The following is a 22930-nucleotide window of genomic DNA, read 5'->3' as shown; positions in this document are numbered from 1 at the left end:
TAATTCATGCCAAGCCGATATCTACAGCTCCTGAGCGACAGCGATAGTCCCCGGTTTGCCTGGCCGGCAGCTTCTCATGCCAAGCCCTTCGAAGAAAGATCATTCGATTGCAAGAAACTCTTCAATTCAGCAATCGATAAATCGCAGGTTTCATGCATAGTGATCAAAAGGGAGGCGGCAACCGACACCCGGCCATGGCGAATCTTGCTGATGACCGGCGGCCGCACTTTAAGGCAGCGGGAAAGCGCGGCGTCGTTCTTGAGCCCGAGTTTGGCAGTGACCGCATCCAACAATCTGTTTGCGTTATTTATATATTCTTCTGTGCTGTCTTTACGTTTCATTTGCAACCTTCGAGTGTTGAGATAAAAGCCCGGCTATGTGAATCCTTGGAAGAATTCACATATTTCCAATTAGAAATTTTAATCAACATCAAAGACTTGAGTCATCGGGAAATCGTGATTTCTGTGTAGGCAAGAAAGAAGCTGGCATAAGAAATTCCTTACCCAAGCACGCATGCGCAATGTATCCGTTATCGACCTCGCGGCGCATTTTTACACGCATCGTCAGACCGTTGCTCCGCGCAAGATCATTCAACGGATACCCATCAATGAAAATAAGGTAATTCCTGTTTTTATGTAAGGATTTCCTTGTTTCTTGATTCGAGAAATCAATGGTTATTTTCGATATTTTTGCGGGTAGAATAATTTACGGAAAGAAACAACTTTTCTCGCAAGATGCTGCAGCCGGATGCCATCCTTGACGGGCCGACGAGAGTTCTGTCGGCCACCAAGGACTTGAATATGCCATCGGCATTTCCGCAGGATGGCCCCTGGTGCAGGGGCCATCCTGATACATCTTCTTATTCCAGCCATTCCAGGCCTGCAGTATCAAAATCCAATTCCTTTTACATGGAGCACGTATGTTGTTGAGCCCGATCAGATGTTTCACAATACTGGCTGTCGCTGGATTGGCCAATGCGCATGCCGCCGGCACGCCCGTCAGTACGCAATGGGGGCAAGTCTCCGAGCCTGCACTTCCCGCCACTGTCTGCAGCACGCTGGCAGCTACGCTGACACCGGTCAACGGTTCGGTCGATTCGCTGGACGGCGACCCGTCCCGCTCGCAGCCCGATACGTCGCTTATCCAGGATAAAATCAACGCTTGCCCGGCCGGGCAGGCGGTCAGGCTGGTTGCAGGTTCCGCAGGACAAACTGCATTCCTGAGTGGTCCATTAAATCTTAAGTCCGGCGTCACGCTATGGGTCGATACCGGCGTCACGCTTTTTGCCTCGCGCAACCCGAAGGACTACGACAACGGCGTCGGCACCTGTGGCACGGCCACTAAATCCAGCATCAAATCGTGCAAGCCGCTGATCCTGGCGGATAAGACGGCGCAAAGTGGCGTCGTAGGCGGCGGCATCATCGACGGCCGCGGCGGCAGCGTAGTGACCGGCGGGGCAAACGCCAACATGCGTACATGGTGGGATGTAGCCTGGCAGAACCGCACTTCCGGCCTGAACCAGCAGAATCCGCGCATACTGCAGATCCAGAACGGCAGTAACTTTACGCTGCATGGCATCACGCTGCAGAACTCCCCCAACTTCCATATCTGGGCCTATGGCGTGACAGGATTGACAGCCTGGGGCATCAAGATACTGACGCCGAGCCTGGCCTACAGCAGGGACGGCTATGCGTGCCCTGCCGGCACGACGCCGGATGCCGTCACGCCTGCCACCTGCTTCACGCCGGACACGGCTGTGAACACAGACGGTTTCGACACAGGCTACTCCAGCAAGGTGCTGCTCGCTTACTCCTACATCAGCGTGGGTGACGACCATGTGGCAATCAAGTCGAGCTCCGGCGCAGGAGCCCACAATCACACCTACGCGCATAACCACTTCTATTACGGACACGCGCTGTCCATCGGCAGCGAAACCAATGCAGGTGTGAGCGACATCGCGGTTACCGATCTGTCGATCGACGGCTTCAACAGCGGCACCAGCGGTGGTCTGCGCATCAAGTCGGACCAGTCGCGGGGGGGTGCAGTCGCAAACGTAAGCTATAGCCAGATCTGCGTGCGCAATGTCAGCCAGCCGCTCACCTTTGATCCGTTCTATAGCAACTCGAAAGGATCCTTGTACCCGAGCTTCACCAACATCGCGGTCCGGAAATTTCATGACCTGGGAAGCAGCAAGTATGCGGGAGGCAGGCTGACCTTTTCCGGATACGCTATCAATGGCCAGAACAATCCGCTGACGATAACACTGGACAATGTGGTCTTCGACGGTACACAGCCGACGTTTACCGCTGCCCACAACGGCGGACCGGTCACCCCCGCTGCCACCCACTTCACGCTAGGCCCGGGGCCGGTGAGTTTTGCATCGTCGATCATCACCTCCTCCGCCAACGGCGTGACCGTCAGCGGCACGCCGGGAAGCGGAAGCGCGCTGGATTGCAGCTCCGCATTCGTGCCATTCAAATCAGTCTTGCCAACGTCGCCGATCTGACGCTGAAAGGGCGCTCTGAAAACCCCCTCATTCCCGCGAGCGCGGAAGTGATGGGGGCGTCTTGACGTAATAGATTTTTTTCGAGACGCACTGAAGTCTCTCGCAAGAAAATGCCAAGGGGCAGCTGATGCTGCCCCTTCTCTTGGAATCTTACTTAACTGAAATAGGTTAACCGCGTTTCCAACCCCATTAAAAGCGGGTAGTGAACTGCAGGCCGAAGATACGCGGATTGGTGTCGTTGACGAAGCCTGTCAGGTTATTGAAATCGAGGCCGCCGATCAGCTGCACGCGATTAGTGATGTTACGGCCAAACAGCGCTAGTTCGTAACGCTCATGGTCCCACTTGTAACCGAGGCGCAGGCCGCCGGTCAGCAAAGGCTTGCCGACATATTCGGCGGAACGGTAGAGCGTGAAGTTGACTGCGCTGCGATATACCCAATCGGTGTAGGCGAAAAATTCACCATTCTTGTATGGCAATCCGTAACGCAAAGTGAAGTTGGCGACCCAGCGCGGCGCTTGCGGCAGAGGATTGCCGTCGATGCGCACCAAGGTGGCGCCGGCGGCATTCACGAAGGTCGGGTTCTGTATGGTACAGGCCGCACATGCGCCGACGGCAAGGTCCTTATCTTCGACCTTGGTGAAGTTATAGCTGCCGCCGAGCGTCATCAGCAAATTCTCCGTAAGGTAGGTTTCGAGGTCGAGTTCCGCTCCCCGTCCCACGCTCTTCTTGGCATTGAGAAGAATGGTCGAATTGGAGGTACCGCCAACGGCGCTCAGCTGCTGGTTCTTGACGTCGTAATTGTAGATGTCGAAGTTAAGGCGCGCGCGCCGGTCAAACAGGTCGGACTTGAATCCGACTTCATACGACGTGACCGTTTCCGGATTGGCGACCGACATCGGATTGAAGGACCCGGCCGGCTGGATGGTCGCGCCGCGGAAACCGGTGGCGATACGGGAATAGAGATTGCTTGTGTCGCTCAGTTTGTAGACACCGCTCAAGTCCCAGTTGATTTTCGAAACGCTGGTCGACGCACTCAGCCCGTTCGATTTGTCAAGGTCGGAGCTGCCGTCAGGCTTGTTGACGGCAGCCGTCTCCAGATCCTTCTTGTCGTGGGTATAGCGCAAGCCCGCGCGCAGGTCGATGCGATCGCTCAATGCATAGTTGAGCGAACCGAACACCGCCAAGGCATCGTTTTTCTGCTGCGACTTGACGTCGCCGGTCAGCACGCCATTGGCCAGAGAATTGTAGCTGTAGCTGTCGACATTGTATTTCTCGTCGAAGAAAAAAAGGCCGGTCTGCCAGCTTAGCTTCTGCTTGCGGTCCGACTCCAAACGGAATTCCTGAGTGAACTGATGATGGCCAGACGTACCGTCGGCAGATTCGACCGGAAAAGGAATCACGCCCGGACCGGACGGCGGTGCGAATACCGCGCCATAACCGCCATCGACGTCGCCGCGGCTGAACATGCGCACGGTCTCGTAGCCGGTGGTCGAATGCAAGGTGTAATCCCCCAGTTGCCATCGCAGGCGCAAGCTGCCGCCGTAATTATCGAGATGCTGGCCGTTCTGGCCATCCGTCGCGATATTGTTTTTGTCGAAGCCGGGAATCAGGTTATCCGTGCCCTTCTGAATGATATTTGCGCGGAACAGCGATGCGCTGCCGTTCATCGTGCGCTCATGCAGATTGGCCAGGGCGCTGAAATCGGCATTGGGCTTGTAGAGCAGCTGCAGCCTGGCCGCGTTGTCATTGTAGCCGCCATATTGATCGGTTTTTCCGGTATGGGAATTACCGATCCAGTCGTCGCGATGCTGGTCTAGCACGGAAATGCGCGCCGCCAGCTCGCCGTTGATGGGCAGGTTGACGGCGGCCTCCAGATTGGCCGTGTTATAGGTGGCATCGGAGACGCTGACATATCCCTCCTGCTTGAAAGACGGCTTGACCGAATCGAACTTGACCACGCCGGCCGGCGTGTTGCGCCCGAACAACGAGCCCTGCGGGCCGCGCAGCACTTCAATGCGATCCAGGTCGAACGCCGGAAAACCTTTAAGTACAGGGCTTTCAAGAACGATGTCGTCATACACCAGCGACACCGGTTGCGAAGCATTCTGATGGAAATCGACGTTGCCGTAGCCACGAATATAAAACCGCGGAAATGCTCTGCCGAGAGAGGATTCGACATTCAGGCTCGGCACCCGGCCAGCCAGCATCTGCATATCCTGACCGCCGGAATTGAGCACATTGAGCATGTCATCGCTGATGATCGACGCCGACACCGGGACATTCTTGATGTTTTCCTCGCGGCGCTCGGCGGTGACGGTCATCGACTGCAATTGTCCCGCAGCGGGCGCCTGATCGGGCGCTGCCGGATTGGCCTGGGCATAGACGTCGATGCCCGGTGCGAACAGCCCTGCCACCAGGCTGAATTTGACGGAAAAGCGCTTTGCTGCAAGTTCTCGCATGATTGCTCCAGTTTCAGATCAAGGTTGTCCGGCCACCGCAGCATCAAACGGCTCCCGCGGTGGTAGCAACCCGTTCACATGCAAATTTCGCGCCATAGAGGTACGCACCAGATGAATGCGTATAAAAATATCTTTTTATAAAAAATAAAATAACTTTATTCTATGGATGTGGATTACGTTATTTCACAATGCCTATTGGTACGTACCAATAATTGCGTAAAACACTATTTACGTAACGTGCTTCAACAGAAGATTTGGATGATGCACCATGAAACCTCATGCACCACGACGATGCATGCAGACTCGGGCCGGCATCTAGCCGCCAATCGGAATAAATACCTTGATTGTGGTGCCGACGTTGGGCACGCTGATGATGTCCGCATGGCCATCAAGCATGCTGGCCCGCTCGCGGATGCCGACCAGGCCGAATGACTTCTTTTTGCGCAAAGCAGGATCAAACCCCTTGCCGTTGTCGCACACCTCCAGCAGATAATGCTGGTCTTTTCTCTCCAGCCGGATCCCCACTTGGCTCGCTTCCGCATGCCGGCCGATATTGGTCAGGGATTCCTGCACAATGCGAAAAATGGTCGTCGCTCGTTTGTCATCCAGGGTGATTGTTTCCTCGCAGACGCGCAGCGTACATGGTATGCCGGTGTTTTCTGAAAATTCTTCCACCAGCCATTCCAGCGCCGACACGATCCCCATATCCAGCGCCCCAGGACGTAACGCGGAGACGATGTTGCGAACTACCCTGATGGTGCCGTCGACCAGCGATACCAGGCGCTGTATTTTTCCTTGCAGCGATGGATTTTTCTCTCCAAATTCCATGCCTACCACTGAAACCCCCATGCGCAGCGCCGACAGATATTGGCCTAGTTCATCATGAATTTCGCGCGTCAGGTGCTTGCGCTCCTCTTCTCGCGACTGTTCGAGTTCATAGGCGCGTTCACGCTCCAATTGCGCCTTCAGCTGCTGCCTGGCGCGCAGGCTGCGGGCACGATGGCGCTCTATCAAAAACAGCAGCAGAAGAAGAAAGACAGCACAGGCGACATAGATTGTCGTTGTCTTCCACCAGGGAGGGAGAATCACGATCCCGATCTCGGCCATCGGAGAAGACGTTTGCATGGCGACATTATCGGCGGCCACCTGGAGGCTATAGCGTCCAGGCGGTAAAGCCGGGTAACGGACTTCAGGGATGGCGGTCTTCGACCAGTCCCGCTCCAGCCCCTTCAATCGGTAACTAAATTGGACTGCCTCGCGATTCTGGTACGAAAGCACCGCCAGCTTGAAGTTGAGCGGACCGGTCGTCCATGGCAGCCTGATCGGCTTATCAGCGGCAAGCACCTGACCGTCACCGGTCACGCTTGCCACCTGCACTTCCAGGTGTACCGGAGCAAAAAGCGACTCAGGGTGCACAATATGGGAAGCGCCATTGCTGGTTCCCACCCAAATCGAACCATCGCTATCTTCATACAAAGCGTACTGATTGCTGTCGTTCCAGACCATGCCGCTTTCCTGGTTGAAAAATCGCCATTGCGCGCGATTCCAGACTGCGATTCCAGTATCGGTAGCTAGCCACAGCCAGCCGCGCCGGTCTTCAAGCAATGACAGCACTGCCTGGTTTAGCAACGGCAATGGCGTCGCGTCGCTTATCTCCAGCCTATCGTCCTGCTCTCTAGCACGCCAAATCCCGCCGCCGCCGGTGCCAAACCACAAGTCGCCATTGTCCGAGCAGACGATGGATTCCAACCTGGCAACAGGAGCTGCCGGACTCAGCCGGCGCTTGCGCCAGCCTCCACCGTCAAACCGCAGCACCCCTTTATTGGAGACAAACCAGAGCGCCCCGGATTTACTTTGACATCCATGAAAAAAACGAATGTCCGCACTCCCGGTGATTGACGTAAATTCTGTTACCTGCAACGGCACGGCGTTCGCATCGGCATGCTTGATGACATAGAGCCCACGCCGGGTACATATCCAGAGTTGCCCCGAACGGTCAAAGAACAATCTGACGATCATCGGCAGCTTGGCGACGACGGCGTCCCGCTTTGCTCCGGGGTCGCGGCGAACCAGGAATCCTGAAAGCGAGCTTGCCCAGATACGGCCCCGGCCATCCTGGACCAGGCTGTCCCATTGGTGGGACCGATCGCCATAGCGCCCCGGAAAAATGGAAAAGCGGCCGGTTTTCTGCAGCGTCGCAGATCCGGATGCCGTGCCGACATGGAGCAACCCTTCCTGGTCACGCAGAAAAGACCATACGACGTTGCTGGGCAAGCCCTGCGTCGACGTCCAATTCTCCCAGCTTGGATAACCCAGCCAATGAATCAAGCCAAGGCCGAAAGATCCTAGCCATACGCCATCGTCGCGGTCAACCAGGATCGAGTTGATTCCGCCGCCGATCGCCAAGCCATTCGATTCGGTAAAGGATTCCCAGCTATTGCCTTGCCACCGGATGATGCCGCTATCCTGCTGGCTTAGAATCCTGCCGCTGGCATCCGCTACAAGGAGCGGGACACGCCCCGCCTTTTTCTGTTGGTCCTGCGCCGGAGAACGATCCAGGAAGCTATTCGCGTCCGCCGGCAAGGCAAATACATGGCGCTCGCCACGCAGCCACAATGTCCCCTGCCGATCATGGAGCATGGCCACCCAGCGCTCGGCGGGCAAACCCTCCTTCCTTCCCAAGACAAGCAACTTGCCTTGATCATAATGACAGAGCGATTGGCTGCAACCGATCCACAAATCACCCTTCGGTCCGACATGGATACTACGCAGGGAATGCATTTCCGGATGCTGCGCAAGTTGCTCGGCGCTAAAAAACGGGTGTGCCTGCCATGTCGCTCCCTGGTCCGTCGATTTCAGCAGCCACAGCTGGTCCTGGCTCAGCGCCAGAAAACGATTCGATCCAAGGGAGGAAAAAACCTGTCCCTTGTCAAACGTGAGCCTTGTGTTTTGAAATTGGGTGAGAACGAAGCGTTGTCCCTGCAACTGATGCAAGCCGTTTGAAGTACCCGCCCATAAATGGCCATCCGCATCCACATGCAATGCGAAGATATTAGGGGCGGCAACGCCATCGCCCAGTTCAAAACGCTCGAAGCGCGCGCCGTCGTAGCGGAACAAGCCGTTTTCCGTGCCGATCCAGATATAGCCGCTTCTCTCCTGCGCAAGAGCGTTAACAGCCAGATTTCCCAAGCCATCCACTTGCTTGTAATAGCGTAAAGGCAGTTGCTGGCAGATTGCCAGCAACGGGAAGGAAAGCAGCCAGAGCAGCATGGTAATTCGAGGGCGGCAACGCAAGACCATTACAACTCCGGATTCCCTGCTATTTTAGGGTGGGCTGATATTTATTCCGTCCAAAGCATGGAAGCGGCCCATGCGATAACGGAAACGTCAAGCTAGGTTGCCGTGGCGAGTTGCTATCCCATCGGCTTATCCACCAGCAACGGCTGCATTGACGAGAATGGTCGTTCAAATTTCCTTTGATGCAAATCAGGATATTCCTGTTTTTGCGTAGGGATTTCCCTGGGCCTCATTGCGGACCGCGCCATGATCTCAGCCGGTCCTCTCAGCATTCGTCAGAACGGCTTCCGCGCGACGACAGTCGGAAACAGGCAACCGCGGTCATTGATGAACCGAATATCGGCAAAACCGGCGTCAACGAGTTGCGCCATGGTCTGTGCATGGGTACGAAACGCGCTCCATTTCGCCTCGATGATGCGCACAAACAGAAGCTGCTGAAGCGATAACGACTCCTGGTCGATTTCCGCCATATTCCAAGGAGATTCCGCCGACAGGCTGGGCGGCGGCGTCAGGAAGCTGGTGACCAGCGTGCCACCCGGTTTCAGAATGTCGAAGAATGAACGATACAGTGCCGTTACACGGTTATTGTCCGGTTCATAGATGTTGAGGCCGTTACTTGTCAGCACGTCGATCTCGCCTTGCAGGCTCGAGGTCCATGCGTCCTCGCAACGAAGCGACAGGCGGTCGGCCAACCCGCGTTCTCGCGCCAGTTCCAACGCGCCGTTCAAAGCATGTTGATCCAGATCTATGCCCACCAGCGTGATATCCGGCTGCTGGTCATAGTCGAGCAGCAGCAATTCTCCCATCAAGCCGCAGGGGATTGACGCCAGGACAAGCCCTGGCTTGAGCAAAGCTTGCAGTTGCTGCCGGAAAATTCCAAAACGTTCTCGGGTTGCCAGCACCGCCGGCAACTTCTCAAATATCCGGTACTCCATATCGGACACCGAGTCTGTTGACGCCTGTCCTTGACGGTAGGTCACCAATTGGTGCGTCCAGTAGGCGTTCAGGCCGCGATTCTCCAGCAAAAACCGGCCGAGTTCGCAAGCGGACAATTCATCAAGCAAGCGAATTTGCTGCTCAACCGTGACGCCGGGAAGGTCTCCCGCCAAGCTTAGCCTTGACCTGATGGAATCCAGCAGATCGCCGTAGCCATTCTGGGGATCAACGCCGTGAGAAATCAGCTGATAGCGGCTTGTGGCGCCGGCCACGGGTGCATTTGCATTCTTCATTCTTCCCTCATTGGACACGATTGCCACCGAAAAAAATTATAGAAGAGTACTGTCAACCCGCATTGCCGTTTCCACACAAGCCTTTGCTTCTTTCGCATCGCCAGGCTCCGCGAACGCCGGCGCCAGGGCGGTGAATTCAAGTGACTGGCTTAAGTCAGGTGTTGCCATTTGCCGGCATTGATTACCTCGCTTCATTCAGATAGTAAGTCTTGCGCCAATCCTTGCAATGCGCCGCATGCTCTGACAGGGTATTCATCAGATCAAGTGCCGATATCTGTCCAATAGGAATACGCCGCGCCAGCAGAACATGCCGGGTTTCGAAGTTAACCGTAAATACCGGCGTATTTACGCCATGCATCGTCAAATTCATTTCCAATAGCCGTTCCAGCACCTCGGCACGATTTTTTACCGGCAGCGCACCGAAATCGCAATACATGGCCAGGCCTTCTTCTTGCGCAGTGCTGCCATCGATCAAAGTGAAATTGACGCCATCGATGGTCAGATCGGCCGTCGTATAAAACAACTTCGGATTCTCGATTTTTGAGATCGCACATATTTCATCTATCAGTTTCCGATAATTTTCTGACGCCATATATTTCTCCAGTTCTTTTGTAGGAAGTTATCGACGGTTCCGGCTTCAACCGCGCTTTGGAATCAGCAGCGGCAGCGGAGACTCGCGGGTATCAGGCGCAACGTATTGCCCAGCCGTATCGTCGGAGATATTTAAAGCCCGATCAGGCTGCAGCCGTCCATTTTTCATTTGCTCCAGCTCTTTCTGCTTCCCCTCGGCTTTCTCGAACGCCGCCCTCGCCTTTGAGGCAGCGATTCCGTCCCGCGGCATAAAGGCCATTCCCTTGAAACCCAGCTTCAGCGCATCCAGGCAATAAGTGGAGAGCGATTTAATGCTGACACCGACATAGGGATACGCTCCCTGTGCCGTCGCTTCACGAATTTTGCGTCGCTCGTCCAGTTTATTGTTTTGATAAACGGTTTCCGATATGGACGATGTCGGTCCAGAGGCGACCTGCCCCCACAATTTACCCAGTGGCTTGGTTTTGGCGTTCGCAACCTGATATGCGGCAGCAACATTGACCAGTACCGCGCTCATGGTGACGCCCAAGGAGAGATATCGTTCCCAAAGGGGTTCATGGTAGGTATGGTCGTAGGTCTTTTTTTGCGCGCTGACCATGCCCAGCAAGGAATTGATCATCAATGACCCGTTTATGCCCGCGACCCCTAACTGGAATGCGCGCCAGGACGCCGCACCGTAAGTCGCCGAGACCTCATCCGGCAACCCGCTGCGTGTGTTGCCGGCCTTGACGAATCCCACCTTGAATTCCGGTGATAGTTCGAACAAATTCGTGTGTTCCGTGACTTGCATGCCATCATGGACGGTGCGTTTGTTGTCGTTGTAGTCAGAAACCTCTGTAAACCGTCCCTCGCGTACGTGCTGAGGATCATGGCGGGTTGATTCCCAGGCAGAGATAAGCGTATCGAATTTGCTCTTCGGGCCATCCGGCAAACCGCCGCAGGCCGTCTCGATCTTGTTGCTCAGTAGCTCCAGCTGCTCTTGCTCGGCATCGCTCAATGGCGGAAATTTGTTCGCCTGCGCCTGAAGGCTGGCGTACTTCTTGAAAACCCCCGCGTCGATCTTTAACCTGCCGGCGATGACTGCATGCAATTCGTCCGCACGTTCATAATTCCGAACAACCATCGCGGACGCCAACTCGATCTCGAGAGCTTGCACCTCGGCCTTCGCGGCGCCGCCCAAGGATTCGAAAGCGGCGCTCCTGATGTCGCTCACTGCTGCGAGCCGCGCCGGGTATTCAGCGCGGTCCTTAAGCGTCACGTGAGTCCGCCATTCGTTCGGTCCGTTGGCGCCCAAATTCAATGTGTCTGCAATCTGTTGTTCCAGTTCCCGGACCTGCCCCGTGAATATCTGATCCAGTGTCTTTACCCGTATTTGCAACGGGCTTCGCATGAGTTCCTTGAATTTGCCCGGATCATCCGCCGTCAGCATTTTCAGGTCGATCATCAGATTCTGCTTGTCTACCTCGTCGGATGGCGCGACCAGCCGCTGCAACACAAGTTGCGAGATGGACGTCGCTATCTGGATCCCGGCTGCGACGCGGGGATCCTTCGCAATATACCCGCCCCATCCAGCCAAAAGATTGCCGTAGAATTTCAGTGTCTGCAAACATGACTGCCGATGCAGCCCTTCGAAATAGACACGATTGAGCTGGCAGCGCGTGGTGTAATGATTGATGGCGTGATCAAGTGTCTTTGCGACTTCATCGACGGCGTGATTCGCCGCATCCCTGAGCGCTTGATTTTCCGGATCTGCGACGGAACGTGTTAGCAGTTCCTGCAGCCTGGGCGATTCATCCTGCACGTGTTGCAGCACCTGTTTCAATTCCGTTTCGATCTTGTCGAATGTCGGGGTATTCAATTCCGGAGCAATATCGGCCGCGTTTCGAAACGCCATATCCTGATAGGGTGTGACATGCAGCAAGGTATAGGTATTTACCAGGCTGCTGACCGTGGAAGCCGCCATCACGCTGCCGAAGTAGCCCACTGCCAGGTTCCGCGCAGGAACCGGCGCCTTGCCATGCGCCTTGAAGGTAAAAATTGTAGGCAGCAGGGATAGTATCGAGGCAGGAGCATTGCGCCAGGAATACGCTTTCCCGCCCTCCCTGAACCCTGCGTCCATCTCATGCTGGTCTAGATTCAGCATCGTGTGAAAGCACTGTTTTGCCTGAGTCCAGTCACCTGTTTTAAGCGCATGCGCCCGAGTTTCGACGAATGCCTGGACATGTTCCGGATTCAGTACAATCCGGTCTTCCTCGACAAAGGCCTTGCTATGCGCCATCAAGTCTCGATGCAGCTCGTGCTCGGTCGGCATATCGATCACGGCAGCATTCCCGGCTTCACCAAGCGGGTTTATGCGCGATGGCGCGTTTTCCACGGTGATTTCTTCATGGTGAATAGCGGTATGCGAACCGATTGAATGAGAACTTGAAGCGATATCCTGCATGTGCTGCGGCAGCACTTTTGCAGTGTGAATCGCGACAGGCGGCTTTAATCTGTTCGCAGGCAACCTCGGTCGTTGCGACGTCGTCGCGTTATCCGATTCCCCCATGCCTGAACTGCCGGCAACGTCTGTGGTCGAATTGCGCAATGGCGCCAGAACTCTCAACGCAGCGCTCGGCTCGCTCGATGAGCGTCGCACGGAACGGGGATCTGCTTCGTCAACTGCGCCAGATCGCTCATGTATTACCGCATCATCGGCAGCCGCCGATTTGCTCGTGGATGAAGGAATGTGCATAAGGGCTTTCGTTTTTTTTCGACGATTGCAGATTACCGGTTTGACATAATCTTTGTAATTGCGCCGCGAAACACCGTTCGTTCTTACGAAATTTTTCGCAAATCGCCGACGAACGGTTGAGATACCGTCGCTCCTTGCGTTATAGAGGCAACCGCCCGCTTGCCGTAATCATTCACACAACAATGAAGGAAATGCCTACCTGCAATTCAGGAAGGTCTGATTGAAATTGCATTCGAATCTGGCAATTATGCAAAAACAGTAAGTGTATTCAATACGCATTAATACGAATGGGAGTCGGCGCTTGAATAACCGGCGCAAAAAAAATTTGCACTGCATGCATCATCTTTCGCACGAAATGGTACTCACTGAGAGAAAACAACTTTGTTCCAGAACACGGCTTTCACAATAAACGGTCGTGGCGCGGGAAGAAAAGGAACAGATGTTCGATAGATCATCCAGCGTCCGATGCCGGTTTGCTTGCATCGGAAAATTTCAGAAATGCTCAATCACCCTTTCAGGGTGATTCCGATAGAGGATTAGGCATGCGATTTGCAATTTTGACTGACGATTCAGTTTTAGCGCAGAAACTGGCGAAATATTTCGAGAAGTATTCGATCACCATAGACGCTTACTGTACTGAGTTGCTGACACTGCGCGCGATGCGTACAATCACCTATGACCTGGTGCTGCTTGACGCCAAAAGCACCGTCGGACTGGCCAGCAGCTTGCTGTCATGGCGCAACTGCAACGCTGACTTTTATACCCCGGCGATCATATTGACCTCGCTCCTGACATGGAACGTGATGCAAGATTGGATCGAAGCCGGCGCGCACGACGTCGTAAGCCGCGCAGACGTTGATCAGATCGGGCTGAGGGTATGCGTTGCCCTGCGGCGCCTGGCGCACTGCACCCGCATCGACAGGATACAGATTGGCGACTATGTACTGAATCGCGGAAGCGACATGGTCGCCTGCGGCGGCATTGACGTCAGTCTCACTCCGCGCGAATTCTCTATCGCATGGCTGCTTTTCTCCAATCCGGGAAAATTCCTGAGCCGATCACAGATCACCACAAGCGTCTGGGGCAATTCCGAAGAGGTGGCAGCCCGCTCGCTGGAACAGCATATTTATAAGCTGCGCAAGAAATTGGGCCTATCGTCTACGGCTACCGGAGCCAGCTTGAAGACGGTGTACGCGCTAGGCTACAAACTTGAGATTTCACCGGACCTGCGGCAAACTGAACAATCCGTTCCAGGACAACTTCCGGCGCTGGTTCGGGCAGAGAGCGACGATAGCGATGCCTGTAACTCTCTGACAACCTGATCAGGTTGCATCAAATCCGCGCGCGATCCCGTATATTTATTCATTTCTCCCACAGTCGATAGTGTGCGACTGAATCGTTGCAGCTTATTCTGGCGCCCTTGGGAAAACCAGGTGGGCCCTTTATCCATAGCTGCCGATCCGCTGATTGACCTTGCCGAGCAGCGCTTGCGCGTCATTGAAGAGCGACATGCTCAGCTGGGCTTGCTTGATGATGCTTTCCAGATCTTGCGCAATCGCGCTAGCTTGCTTGAGTTGAGTTGCCAGTGCAAGAATCTGCTGCCGGGTTGCTGCGCCAGGGGCCGCTCTATCGCTATCGCGCAGATTCTTGATTTCACTGCGGGTTACCTGCATGAATTGCTGTATTTTCCCTAAATCATGCGGCGCAGATCGATTGTTCTCGATCAAGCCATGCAGCGATTGCAGATTGGTTGTCAGGCTGGCGCGTTTATCAAGCAGTGTCTGAAGATTGTTTTTTTTGCTGGTGAAAAACCCCAACTCAGGCATCGACAGCTTTTGCGCTACACCGCTATTCGTACGCCGGAACATGATTGGCGCATCCCGGTACTGCAAATGCAGTTGCTTGAATTTGGCTGGCGTACCGTCAAGAGGTATCGGAGGCGCTGGCCGCGACGGTGTTGCCAGCCCTTGAGCACGTGCCTGTTGCACCGACAGTTTCGGCACGGCGGCGCGGCGAGCCGGTGCGGCTGCCGCATGCGTGGGGCCTGGAGATTTTTTCAGTTCTTGCAAAAGCGTATGCAAATCGGCGACAGGCTCCGGTTTTGACTGAACCGGAGAGTGTTTCAACGCTTCAAACCGTGCAAACAATTCCGCCTGGGAGGGTACAGGGCCACCTTTCAATGCCTGAAACCGGGTAAGTATCTCGGGGTTCAGTCCGCTACTCTCGGCCAGCCCCGCCAGCCCGGCACGCCCGGCACCAGCATCAGGCCGAGCCGGCCGCGACTGAACGGCGACGGACTCCGGTTTTGACCGAACCGGCGGGCGTTTCAACGCTTCAAACCGTGCAAACAATTCTGCCTGGGGGGGTACAGGGCCGCCTTTCAATGCCTGAAACCGGGTAAGTATCTCGGGGCTCAGCCCACTACTCTCAGCCAGCCCGGCACGCCCAGCGCCAGCGTCAGGCCGAGCCGGCCGCGACTGAACGGAGCGGCCGGCGCGATAAATTGCATGCCTTGCGGTGCTCGTGCTGTCGCTTTTTTGTCCATTCACCCGCCTCGCCAGGACATCCAATAAGGAGTTACTTTTCCGAGCCGTTTTCTCGCCGGTAGGCAGAGCTTGCGGTTTTACGTGCTGCGCGACACCGGGTGACAGGAATCCGGGGAGACCGAATTTCGGAAGTTTCATGATGGGCACCTTGGAAATGTTTGATGCCATTGTAGAAGCTGTCCGGGCGCATCCGATCCGTTACGCGAAATTCCGGCATGGATAGCGAAGTTCTCGTTTGCCGGAAGTTACCGTTGCCGGATCAACTTCCAGACTGATGCTGGGCAGGGTTATTGCCGATAGAGATTCAGGCCGGCGCCCAGCGCCCAGGTCAAGCTCACGATCTTGCCCTTTTCTTGTGCGCCTGCCGGCGCCGGCAAACCATTTCATCATCCTGCACATCCTGGTTTGCAGGCAAGCGGCACTGAACGAAGACGCGGCTGGTTTACAGTTACAACCGCCTTCCAAAAACCTGACGAACCATGTCATCGGAATATCTATAGTTCCATCTGAGTTCAACGCCGGCGGGAATATCGCAGGTGGCAAAAAAAGCGCGGATCGAAAATTTTCCGCCGATATCCGACTCGACGTCAAAAGCAACCGGCTCGACATTGTAAGCGTCAGGCGATTGCCGGGCGCAACGGCCGGATTCGTCATATTCGAGCGAAGTGTTCATCATCGCCAGGATATTTTCGCCATCCAGGAACGAGACTGCAGCACCGCTGATCGACGAAATCGCAAACGAGTCGGAACGCAACATGAAATACATCGCGGGCGTCATCAGGCGGCCGCCGTAGACCCCGACGCACTCCCCTTTCTGCACCGGACGGACGGTGAAAACGCCTCTTTCGCCGAGCAGGCTCGATTCCCTCGGGTCCTGCAGGTCGCCGGCTTCGATGAGCCGGCATTGAAGCATCGAATGATAATGCTCCATTCTCGCCTGCGCAGTTGCCAGCGGGTCAATCAACGGCCAGACTGCATCGGCCGAAACGACTTCCCCCGAGGCGGTGGGCTGCGACTGCCATATTTTCCGGATCATCACAGGCCGGGATTCGGCGTCGCGGAAAGGATATCTGCCGTCCAGCTCGGGGGAATACGGCAGGCGCTCGATTGCGCAGTGTACTTGCAAACCATGGAATTCCTTGAGCAGCCAGTATGCCCCGTATCGGACCAGCAACCACATTTCGCAAGCTCTTTCAAGTTCGGCGTTGCCGCGGAAATTATCCATGATGTCGCAGCGGATGCTGTTCTCGTCGTCAGTCAATTCTCCTTCAACCTGGGCGCCCGCCTCCCAGCTGACGTCTACACCGGCAGCTTGCAGCGCCGCGCGCATTGCCGGCGTGAGTATCCCCTGAATTTCGCCGCGCAGAGCTGGCACCATTTCGAACAGAAACTCATGCTGTTCCGCCACGTTAGGAAATTCATCAACATCATTCAGGCGCAGATGGATGTATTCGCGCAATCTTCTGCATTCCGTCGCGATCCGTGATGCGCGCACGCTGTTTTCACTAATTGAAATTACAGCACTCATAACAATTCTCCTTGCCTCTTTTTGAACTACGGTTTCACGTTTAATTTTTGAGCGGCTGCACGGCGTTGATCCCCGGCAGCTGGCGGGATTTTGCCCCAGGCGGCGACGATGCGCTGGATACGCTGCGCATATGCGTCACGTTCCGGCAGCGTCTCCGAATGATAGGCGCCGACCGCCTTCCAGCTGTTGCCGTATTTGCTTACCATCCGTCGCAGATGCCAGGCCGCGATGTAAACATTCTGGCAAGGTTGCAGCAAGGTCTTCCTGTGAACGCCGTACTTGGCGAGTTCGGCAAGATGAACCGAGTTGATCTGCATGACGCCATAGTCGGTAGAGCCGTTCGCGTTGACATGAATCGCATCGGCTCTGTTATGGGATTCTTGCCAGGCAATTGCCCGCAGTATGGTCGGATTCACGTTTTGGTAAAGCGCCGCGTCGTCGAAACAATCAGCGCGCGCGACGTCAGTCGGCAGCAGCATCGACGCCAGACCGGACAAGACGATCCAGCCGATGCGGCAAGCAGCACAATTTTTTTTTGTTTTCACTATTGATCTACGCTGTCATGTACTTCGATGAAAACTGAAATGGAGACATAAAAAACAGGTGACACGTTCTTCGGCATCACGACACGGTCGATGTGCGGATTCCAAAGATTGACGCGATCGCGATCGCGCCCGGTCACCTGCCGGTCCAACTCAGATGGCGAACTTGCCATCGACGTTTTTACTTCTCAGCCGATCATTCAGCCTGTTTATCAGCCGATGGCCATGCTCAATCAGCAGCATGCGGTCATCGCCGCTACGGACTTTCGGCTGCTCTGATTCGAAGCGCGTCATATCGCCGAAGATCGAAGTAAATTCAACCTGGCGATACGGTCTCAAATGGATCCGGTCAAAACGCATCTGGATCCTCGGCCTTAAGATCCGCATTGACTTCTTTCGCTTGCGCTATCGATTTCTGCATGATAGAGATAGCGAAGTTAACTATCAAAGCATTCAGCTGGTCCTGATTCTGGGTATTGGAATCATCCTTTTTTTTATTTTTTTTGGAATTGTTCGTTTCGTCAGGTTTGTGCGTAGTGTCAGGTGCGTGCGTGGTAGGTGACGAATGATTATTTACGGAATGGTGGCCCATTTAAATCTCCAAGAGTTAGAAGGAACTCAACGATCGCAGATCGGCGCCGCGACCGGCATGCAAGCACGAATGCAGGGATTGCAAAACGAAATTGAAAATGCCGCCCGGCGCTGCCTGGATATTCGACATTTCTCTTAAGGAGAAAAAACCCGAACTTGCACACACACATGCACATGGCCGCATCATGCTTTTTGCTTTCCTCGCGCTGTCATATCGTCCGCCGGCGCAGCGGGATTGCCGCCTAGTGCAGTGAATTTATCCACCAAGGCTTGTTCCCACACCATGTAGGAAGAGGTTTGCGCAAAACCCTTGAGTTTGCCCAACAACTGGTCAACCGTGTTTTTCTCCGCCTTGCCGGCCGACAGGTGGCTGCTGCCGTCTGCCTTGGTCGCCAACTTGTATTGGCGGTCGTCGGCATAGGCGGCACGGTGAAACACATGCAATAGATTGCCGGCGCTGTGTCCCTCCCCGCTGACATTCATTTTAAGCGCCGTATGCTTGCCGTCCTGGTTGCGAATCGCGTAAAACCCGTCGTCCCCGACACCTATCATTACGGCCGGCTCTGCATGCAGCGACACTTTGTCGTAAGTCTTGTTTATGTCGATCCGGCTCTCCATGTCGATTTCATGTCCGGCCCCGTCCTTGATCCTGACCATGCTGATCGGCTTGCGCAACATGCTGGCGGCGGTCCAGGCAAGCAATTCGCCTGGCATGCCGTCGACGGCCGTCAGGGCCTGGTCGGAATGATCGGGAAAGGCCGCGGAAATATCGGCTGCCTGTTTGCGGACGGCAGCCTTTTGCTCCGCTTCACGGACGCCGGTTGGCGTTTCGTAGTAGCCGTTCAGCAGACGGAAATGCTCATGGTGGATATTCTTGGTGGCGTCATCCAGATGCGCCACGATGGGATCGCCGCGCAAGATCGCGGCATGGATCGCGTCCTTGGTGGTGCGCGGCGAGAAATCCGATGTATATGGATGGCGCCAGCGTGCATGCTGGGTGCTCGGTGAAGAAGTTTCGAGAGGTTTGCCAAGAAAATAATTCTTGGTCGGTGCGACATAGATGGCCTGCCTGCTTTGGGCGTCGTAAGTGTGGAAATGCCCGGATTCGGGATGAACCATTGAGGCGCCATCATCGGCTTCGGTTAATTTTCCCTCAAGAAAATCGCAGTATTTTTTTTCCAGTTTCCCGGTATCGATACTGTCCATGTACACCACCTGGCCGATGTCTTTTTTCAGGTCCTCCGGTTCGCCAGGCTGGAGTTGTGGTTTGGGCGGCGATTTGTCGACATGCCGGATGCTGTACAGGGCGCCTGGCAAGACAATCACTTCGGCTTGTCCCAGATCGGATTCGGCGGAAATATTCAGGGCCGTTTGCTGGCGCATCACCAGGCGTTGATTTTGTGCTTTTGGCGCAGCGCCAAAACCAAGCGCTTGCCCGAATGCCGCTGCCAGCCGGCTCGACATCGAGGCCGACAATATTTCGGTCAGCGTGGCGACGTCGCCGGTCGCAACATGCCAATCAGGGGTATCTGCGGTTTTACGTTCTACGTAGGGAGCTTCGGTCACCACGGCACGCTGCACGATGGCGGGAAATTTCTTTGAATGCAATGCGCCCAGATTGATATGGATCGCCTCGATCGGGTCGAAATGCTCTTCCCCGCCCATGCGATGGCTCTCTGACGGCCCCTCGGTATTGCCCGGCTTGTTCATGATGTTGTAGACAAAGTCGATGCCCGGCACTACCGGCTGATGCTTGGCCTGCCCGGTGTTTTCCCAGCGCAGCGGATAATGAAAATATTGTGACTCGATGGTGTAGTCGCGTACCGCCTGCATGATGTTTTTCTGCAGCTCGCGGGACAAGTCCGGCTTGGACATGCGCATGGAATCAAGTCCTGGGCCTTTCAACATCGCTTCGTGAGTCGGCAGCGCATAGGCTTGCGCGTTCCAGCTCCAGGTGGTGAGCGTCTTGGGAATCTTTGCCGAGTCGCTCAGGCCGAACGGCGCTGCAGTGGCGCCCGCCGGATGCGCCTTGCCGTCGAAACTGACGTTAACCGGATAGGCGCTGTAACCCGGCGTATCCTTGGTTGCCTGTTGCATGTACAGCGTGTGGTCCTGGTCCAGCCTGGCCATGTAGGCTGCCGACTTCGGCGGCAATTGACTTCGATTGTTTTGCACCGGTTGCGCCGTTGGCATATTGCCGGGTCCTGGCTGGCTGCTGCTGGAAGCTCCCTGCGCGGTCAGGTTGGCGACCATCTCCGTCATCGTCTGTTCCAGCTGCCCCAGGTACTCCTGTTGCTGCTCCGGCGCCATCTGGTGAAACGCGATGGCGTCCTGCACCGCCATGATTTCGCCGTCTATCCGTCCTTTTGGCTTGAGCATGATGCGATTGCTCCACTGCTTGACCTGTTCCAGGCTGTCGGTAACGGAAAAAACAGCGTCGCGAATCTTCTTGATATCGCCAAAATGGGCTCCCATCCGGTCGCCGATGGCGGCGACGTCGTTGGCAAAGCCAAGCAGCACTGAAATGGCATTGTTGAAACCGCGTTCACGCTCAATCTGGCCGTCATAAGCGCCGGCATTGCGTCCCACGATGCCCAAGCCATTGAGCACCGTCGCCACGATGGGCAACACCAGCTTGTCCAGGCTGCGGGTTGCCAGGCGCGTCACGATAGCTTCGCGATAGTCGGCAACAACCGTATCCGGATTGAATTTCGTCGAATTGTAAGTATTGCCCAAAGAACGGAACGTCACGTCGTTGAAGAAGCGCACAATCGCCCGTGCACTGTGTGCGGCCGGATGGTTTTCCTCTTCGCCGATACGATTTTTCCATAGCTGGTCTATACCGGCATTGACCAGCGAGGCGGCCAGCAGTCCGGCGACGTCTGCCTTGCTGCCGCGGTTGAAGCCGAAGCCCTTCTGCACCAAGAGATTGCTGACCAGGCGGGTGAACTCTGGAATGGCAGGCACCAGCAAATCATTCAGCAGGACGGAGGCCTTGGTTTCGCGGTCCTTGGTTTGCGCCGGAACAAATTTGCCGACGAAAGAGAAAACATGGGTTAACGCTTCCTGCACCACCACCATCGACGTGATCGCACAAAACAACACTTCGGGGCTGACGCTTTGTCCGCCAGCCGCGCTGAAACCGTGCGAACCGCCTGCGATGGCGCCGTTCGGCGCGTGCTTGTAGAATTTCAGCGCATCGTTGAGCCCGACCACGACGGCGGCGGTGACAAAGGATTTGGTCGCCAGGTTCAAGGTATAAGTGACTGCTCCCCTGCCGCCGGCCAGCGTCGGCGCCATGGTTGCCGCTCCTAGCATCAACTTGGCCAACGATTGCCCATGTCCCGCCAGCACCTCGGTGGCAGAGGTCGCAGCGTCGGCGACGGTGTCGCCGGTAAACCGCCTGATGCCGCCCGCGGCAGACGCCAATGCGGCGGCAGGAGGGCCTTTCAGCAAAGGCCCGGCCTTGAGCTTGTCGCCGGTCGACAGGATCAATTCCGAATCGGGAAAACCATCCTTGCTGCCGGTCTTGCCGGTATCGCGGCCTTGATACGAATAGACGTCGACATCGACTCGTGCATGAACCGTCTCATCCGCGCCAAACGCCCTGCCGGAGGCATGGCCTGACAGCGCCGGCTGCGGGTTGATGAGCGACATCTTAATGCCGTTGTCGCCAAGCACAAGCCGATGCACGGCCTCATCTTCGGTGGTGATATGCAGCGTGACATCCGCGCGCGGCGCGGGGCCGCGTTCCAGATCGGCCCAGCTGCGCAGCTTGGCGCCCTTGACACCCATTTCCTGCCCGGCCGGCCCCATCACTTCGATGCTTTTGATACCTTGGATGTCGGCCAGCACCGCGCCATCCATATTGACCGAAGTCGGATGGCCTGCTTCGTTCTTGCCGGGTATTACCTGCATTTCTTTCTTGAAGATCAGCAAATGGTTTTCAATCTTGTTGTGGTCCATATAGATGGGGAAAAACCCGTCCCCATCGCGCGTCCCGACGCCGTGCGGCATGGCATGCTCGGCATTGGCCCAGGTGCTTCTGCGCGGCAGCGGCGAAGGATTCGGCGGCAGCAGCATGAACTTGCCGTCGGATTCCTTGGCGTCCCTGCGAGCCGACAGCGGCGAACGCTCGGACAAAACCATGATTGCGCTGCGCAAGGGTGTTTCCATTTCAGTGGCCGCAGCCTTTGCTTTTCCCTTGTCCTTGACCGCGGCGCCCGGCGCTGCGTTGATTTCTTCCAGCGCGAGATCCAGCTCTTCCAGTTTCACAGGCCGGCCGCCATAGCCCACTACGAATAAACGCCGCTCGGTCCCGGTATTGCTGACGCGCACAGTGTCAGCCACCACTTTCAGCCTTTCCATCACGGTGAACCTGCCATCCCTTGCCGGAATCATCAGCACGCCGGCGGCGTCATTGAGACTGCGCAAATCCCGTCCGGCAGAGGCCGATGGCGAGAACACCGCCTGATGCTTGCGCATGAATTGATCAAACTGGGTCTGCGTGACGCCGTGATCGTTTTTCTCCTGATCCAGTGCGGTCGGCGCTACATCCAGGACAGCGGCAGCCGTAGCAGGAGCGGCAGCAGACCTGGTGAAGATGGCGCCGGCGAAATTGGCGATCGCATGGTAAGCGGCGTCAAGCGTCTGGCCACCCTGCGCGACTGCGTTCCAGCCGCCGTTGGAAAGCGCCCTCAGGTGGTTGCGCGGCGCAAAGGAAGAGATTGCCGTAACACCTCGCTGGAGATAGCTGGGCGGCAAACCGGTTGCGCTCGCCGCTGATTCGGATGAACGCTCACGGCTCCTGCTGGCCCCGCTCCCGGATTGCGCATCGGCATGGCTGGGGGTAGTAGCTTCGACAAGCAAAGGCGCTGGGGAACGGATGGGATCGATGGTCATGAGT

General features: G+C 55.9%; 14 protein-coding genes. 2 read left to right on the top strand and 12 right to left on the bottom strand.

Annotated features, from left to right (window positions below):
* Positions 1-74: 74 nt before the first annotated feature.
* The gene (locus V8G57_RS00285; protein ID WP_092399116.1) at positions 75-341 is read right to left on the bottom strand and encodes a hypothetical protein; all 267 of its coding nucleotides are present in this window, start codon (positions 339-341) and stop codon (positions 75-77) included.
* Positions 342-919: 578 nt separating this feature from the next.
* Here V8G57_RS00285 and V8G57_RS00280 point away from each other — a divergent pair.
* Positions 920-2506 carry a glycoside hydrolase family 28 protein gene (locus V8G57_RS00280; protein ID WP_342827720.1) on the top strand — a complete coding sequence of 529 codons (1587 nt, stop codon included), beginning with the start codon at positions 920-922 and terminating at the stop codon, positions 2504-2506.
* A 189-nt stretch (positions 2507-2695) separates the two neighbouring features.
* On the opposite strand, the gene V8G57_RS00275 is transcribed toward V8G57_RS00280, so the two are convergent.
* From V8G57_RS00275 to V8G57_RS00255, 5 genes are all read right to left on the bottom strand, one after another.
* Positions 2696-4966, bottom strand: a complete 2271-nt coding sequence (locus V8G57_RS00275; RefSeq protein WP_342827719.1) for a TonB-dependent receptor — start codon at positions 4964-4966, stop codon at positions 2696-2698.
* A gap of 315 nt (positions 4967-5281) precedes the next feature.
* Positions 5282-8236, bottom strand: coding sequence for a sensor histidine kinase (locus V8G57_RS00270; protein WP_342827717.1), 2955 nt, complete (start codon positions 8234-8236; stop codon positions 5282-5284).
* A 302-nt stretch (positions 8237-8538) separates the two neighbouring features.
* The gene (locus V8G57_RS00265; protein WP_342827716.1) at positions 8539-9492 is read right to left on the bottom strand and encodes an SAM-dependent methyltransferase; all 954 of its coding nucleotides are present in this window, start codon (positions 9490-9492) and stop codon (positions 8539-8541) included.
* Between the two features lie 181 nt (positions 9493-9673).
* Entirely contained in the window at positions 9674-10084 is a 411-nt protein-coding gene (locus V8G57_RS00260; RefSeq protein ID WP_342827715.1) for a CesT family type III secretion system chaperone, read from the bottom strand.
* Between the two features lie 45 nt (positions 10085-10129).
* Entirely contained in the window at positions 10130-12817 is a 2688-nt protein-coding gene (locus V8G57_RS00255; RefSeq protein ID WP_342827714.1) for a hypothetical protein, read from the bottom strand.
* 542 nt (positions 12818-13359) lie between these two features.
* On the opposite strand from V8G57_RS00255, the gene V8G57_RS00250 reads away from it, so the two are divergent.
* Positions 13360-14139: a response regulator transcription factor gene (locus V8G57_RS00250; RefSeq protein WP_342827713.1), complete on the top strand. Its 780-nt coding sequence runs from the start codon at positions 13360-13362 to the stop codon at positions 14137-14139.
* Positions 14140-14259: 120 nt separating this feature from the next.
* On the opposite strand, the gene V8G57_RS00245 is transcribed toward V8G57_RS00250, so the two are convergent.
* From V8G57_RS00245 to V8G57_RS00220, 6 genes are all read right to left on the bottom strand, one after another.
* The gene (locus V8G57_RS00245) at positions 14260-15501 is read right to left on the bottom strand and encodes a hypothetical protein (RefSeq protein WP_342827712.1); all 1242 of its coding nucleotides are present in this window, start codon (positions 15499-15501) and stop codon (positions 14260-14262) included.
* Positions 15502-15811: 310 nt separating this feature from the next.
* Positions 15812-16891 carry an SET domain-containing protein gene (locus tag V8G57_RS00240; RefSeq protein WP_342827711.1) on the bottom strand — a complete coding sequence of 360 codons (1080 nt, stop codon included), beginning with the start codon at positions 16889-16891 and terminating at the stop codon, positions 15812-15814.
* Positions 16892-16917: 26 nt separating this feature from the next.
* The gene (locus V8G57_RS00235) at positions 16918-17370 is read right to left on the bottom strand and encodes a lytic transglycosylase domain-containing protein (RefSeq protein ID WP_342828045.1); all 453 of its coding nucleotides are present in this window, start codon (positions 17368-17370) and stop codon (positions 16918-16920) included.
* A 216-nt stretch (positions 17371-17586) separates the two neighbouring features.
* On the bottom strand, positions 17587-17793 hold the full coding sequence (locus V8G57_RS00230; protein ID WP_342827710.1) for a hypothetical protein: 207 nt from the start codon (positions 17791-17793) through the stop codon (positions 17587-17589).
* The gene (locus V8G57_RS00225) at positions 17783-18025 is read right to left on the bottom strand and encodes a hypothetical protein (protein ID WP_139220089.1); all 243 of its coding nucleotides are present in this window, start codon (positions 18023-18025) and stop codon (positions 17783-17785) included. The genes V8G57_RS00230 and V8G57_RS00225 overlap by 11 nt, the downstream gene beginning before the upstream one ends.
* A 182-nt stretch (positions 18026-18207) precedes the next feature.
* Positions 18208-22926, bottom strand: a complete 4719-nt coding sequence (locus tag V8G57_RS00220) for a hypothetical protein (RefSeq protein WP_342827709.1) — start codon at positions 22924-22926, stop codon at positions 18208-18210.
* Positions 22927-22930: the final 4 nt, after the last annotated feature.

This window comes from Collimonas rhizosphaerae (assembly GCF_038896935.1).
GTDB classification, from domain to species: domain Bacteria; phylum Pseudomonadota; class Gammaproteobacteria; order Burkholderiales; family Burkholderiaceae_D; genus Collimonas; species Collimonas rhizosphaerae.
The sequence above is the reverse complement of the archived record's forward strand: the minus strand, read 5'-3'. Positions and strand labels throughout refer to the sequence as shown.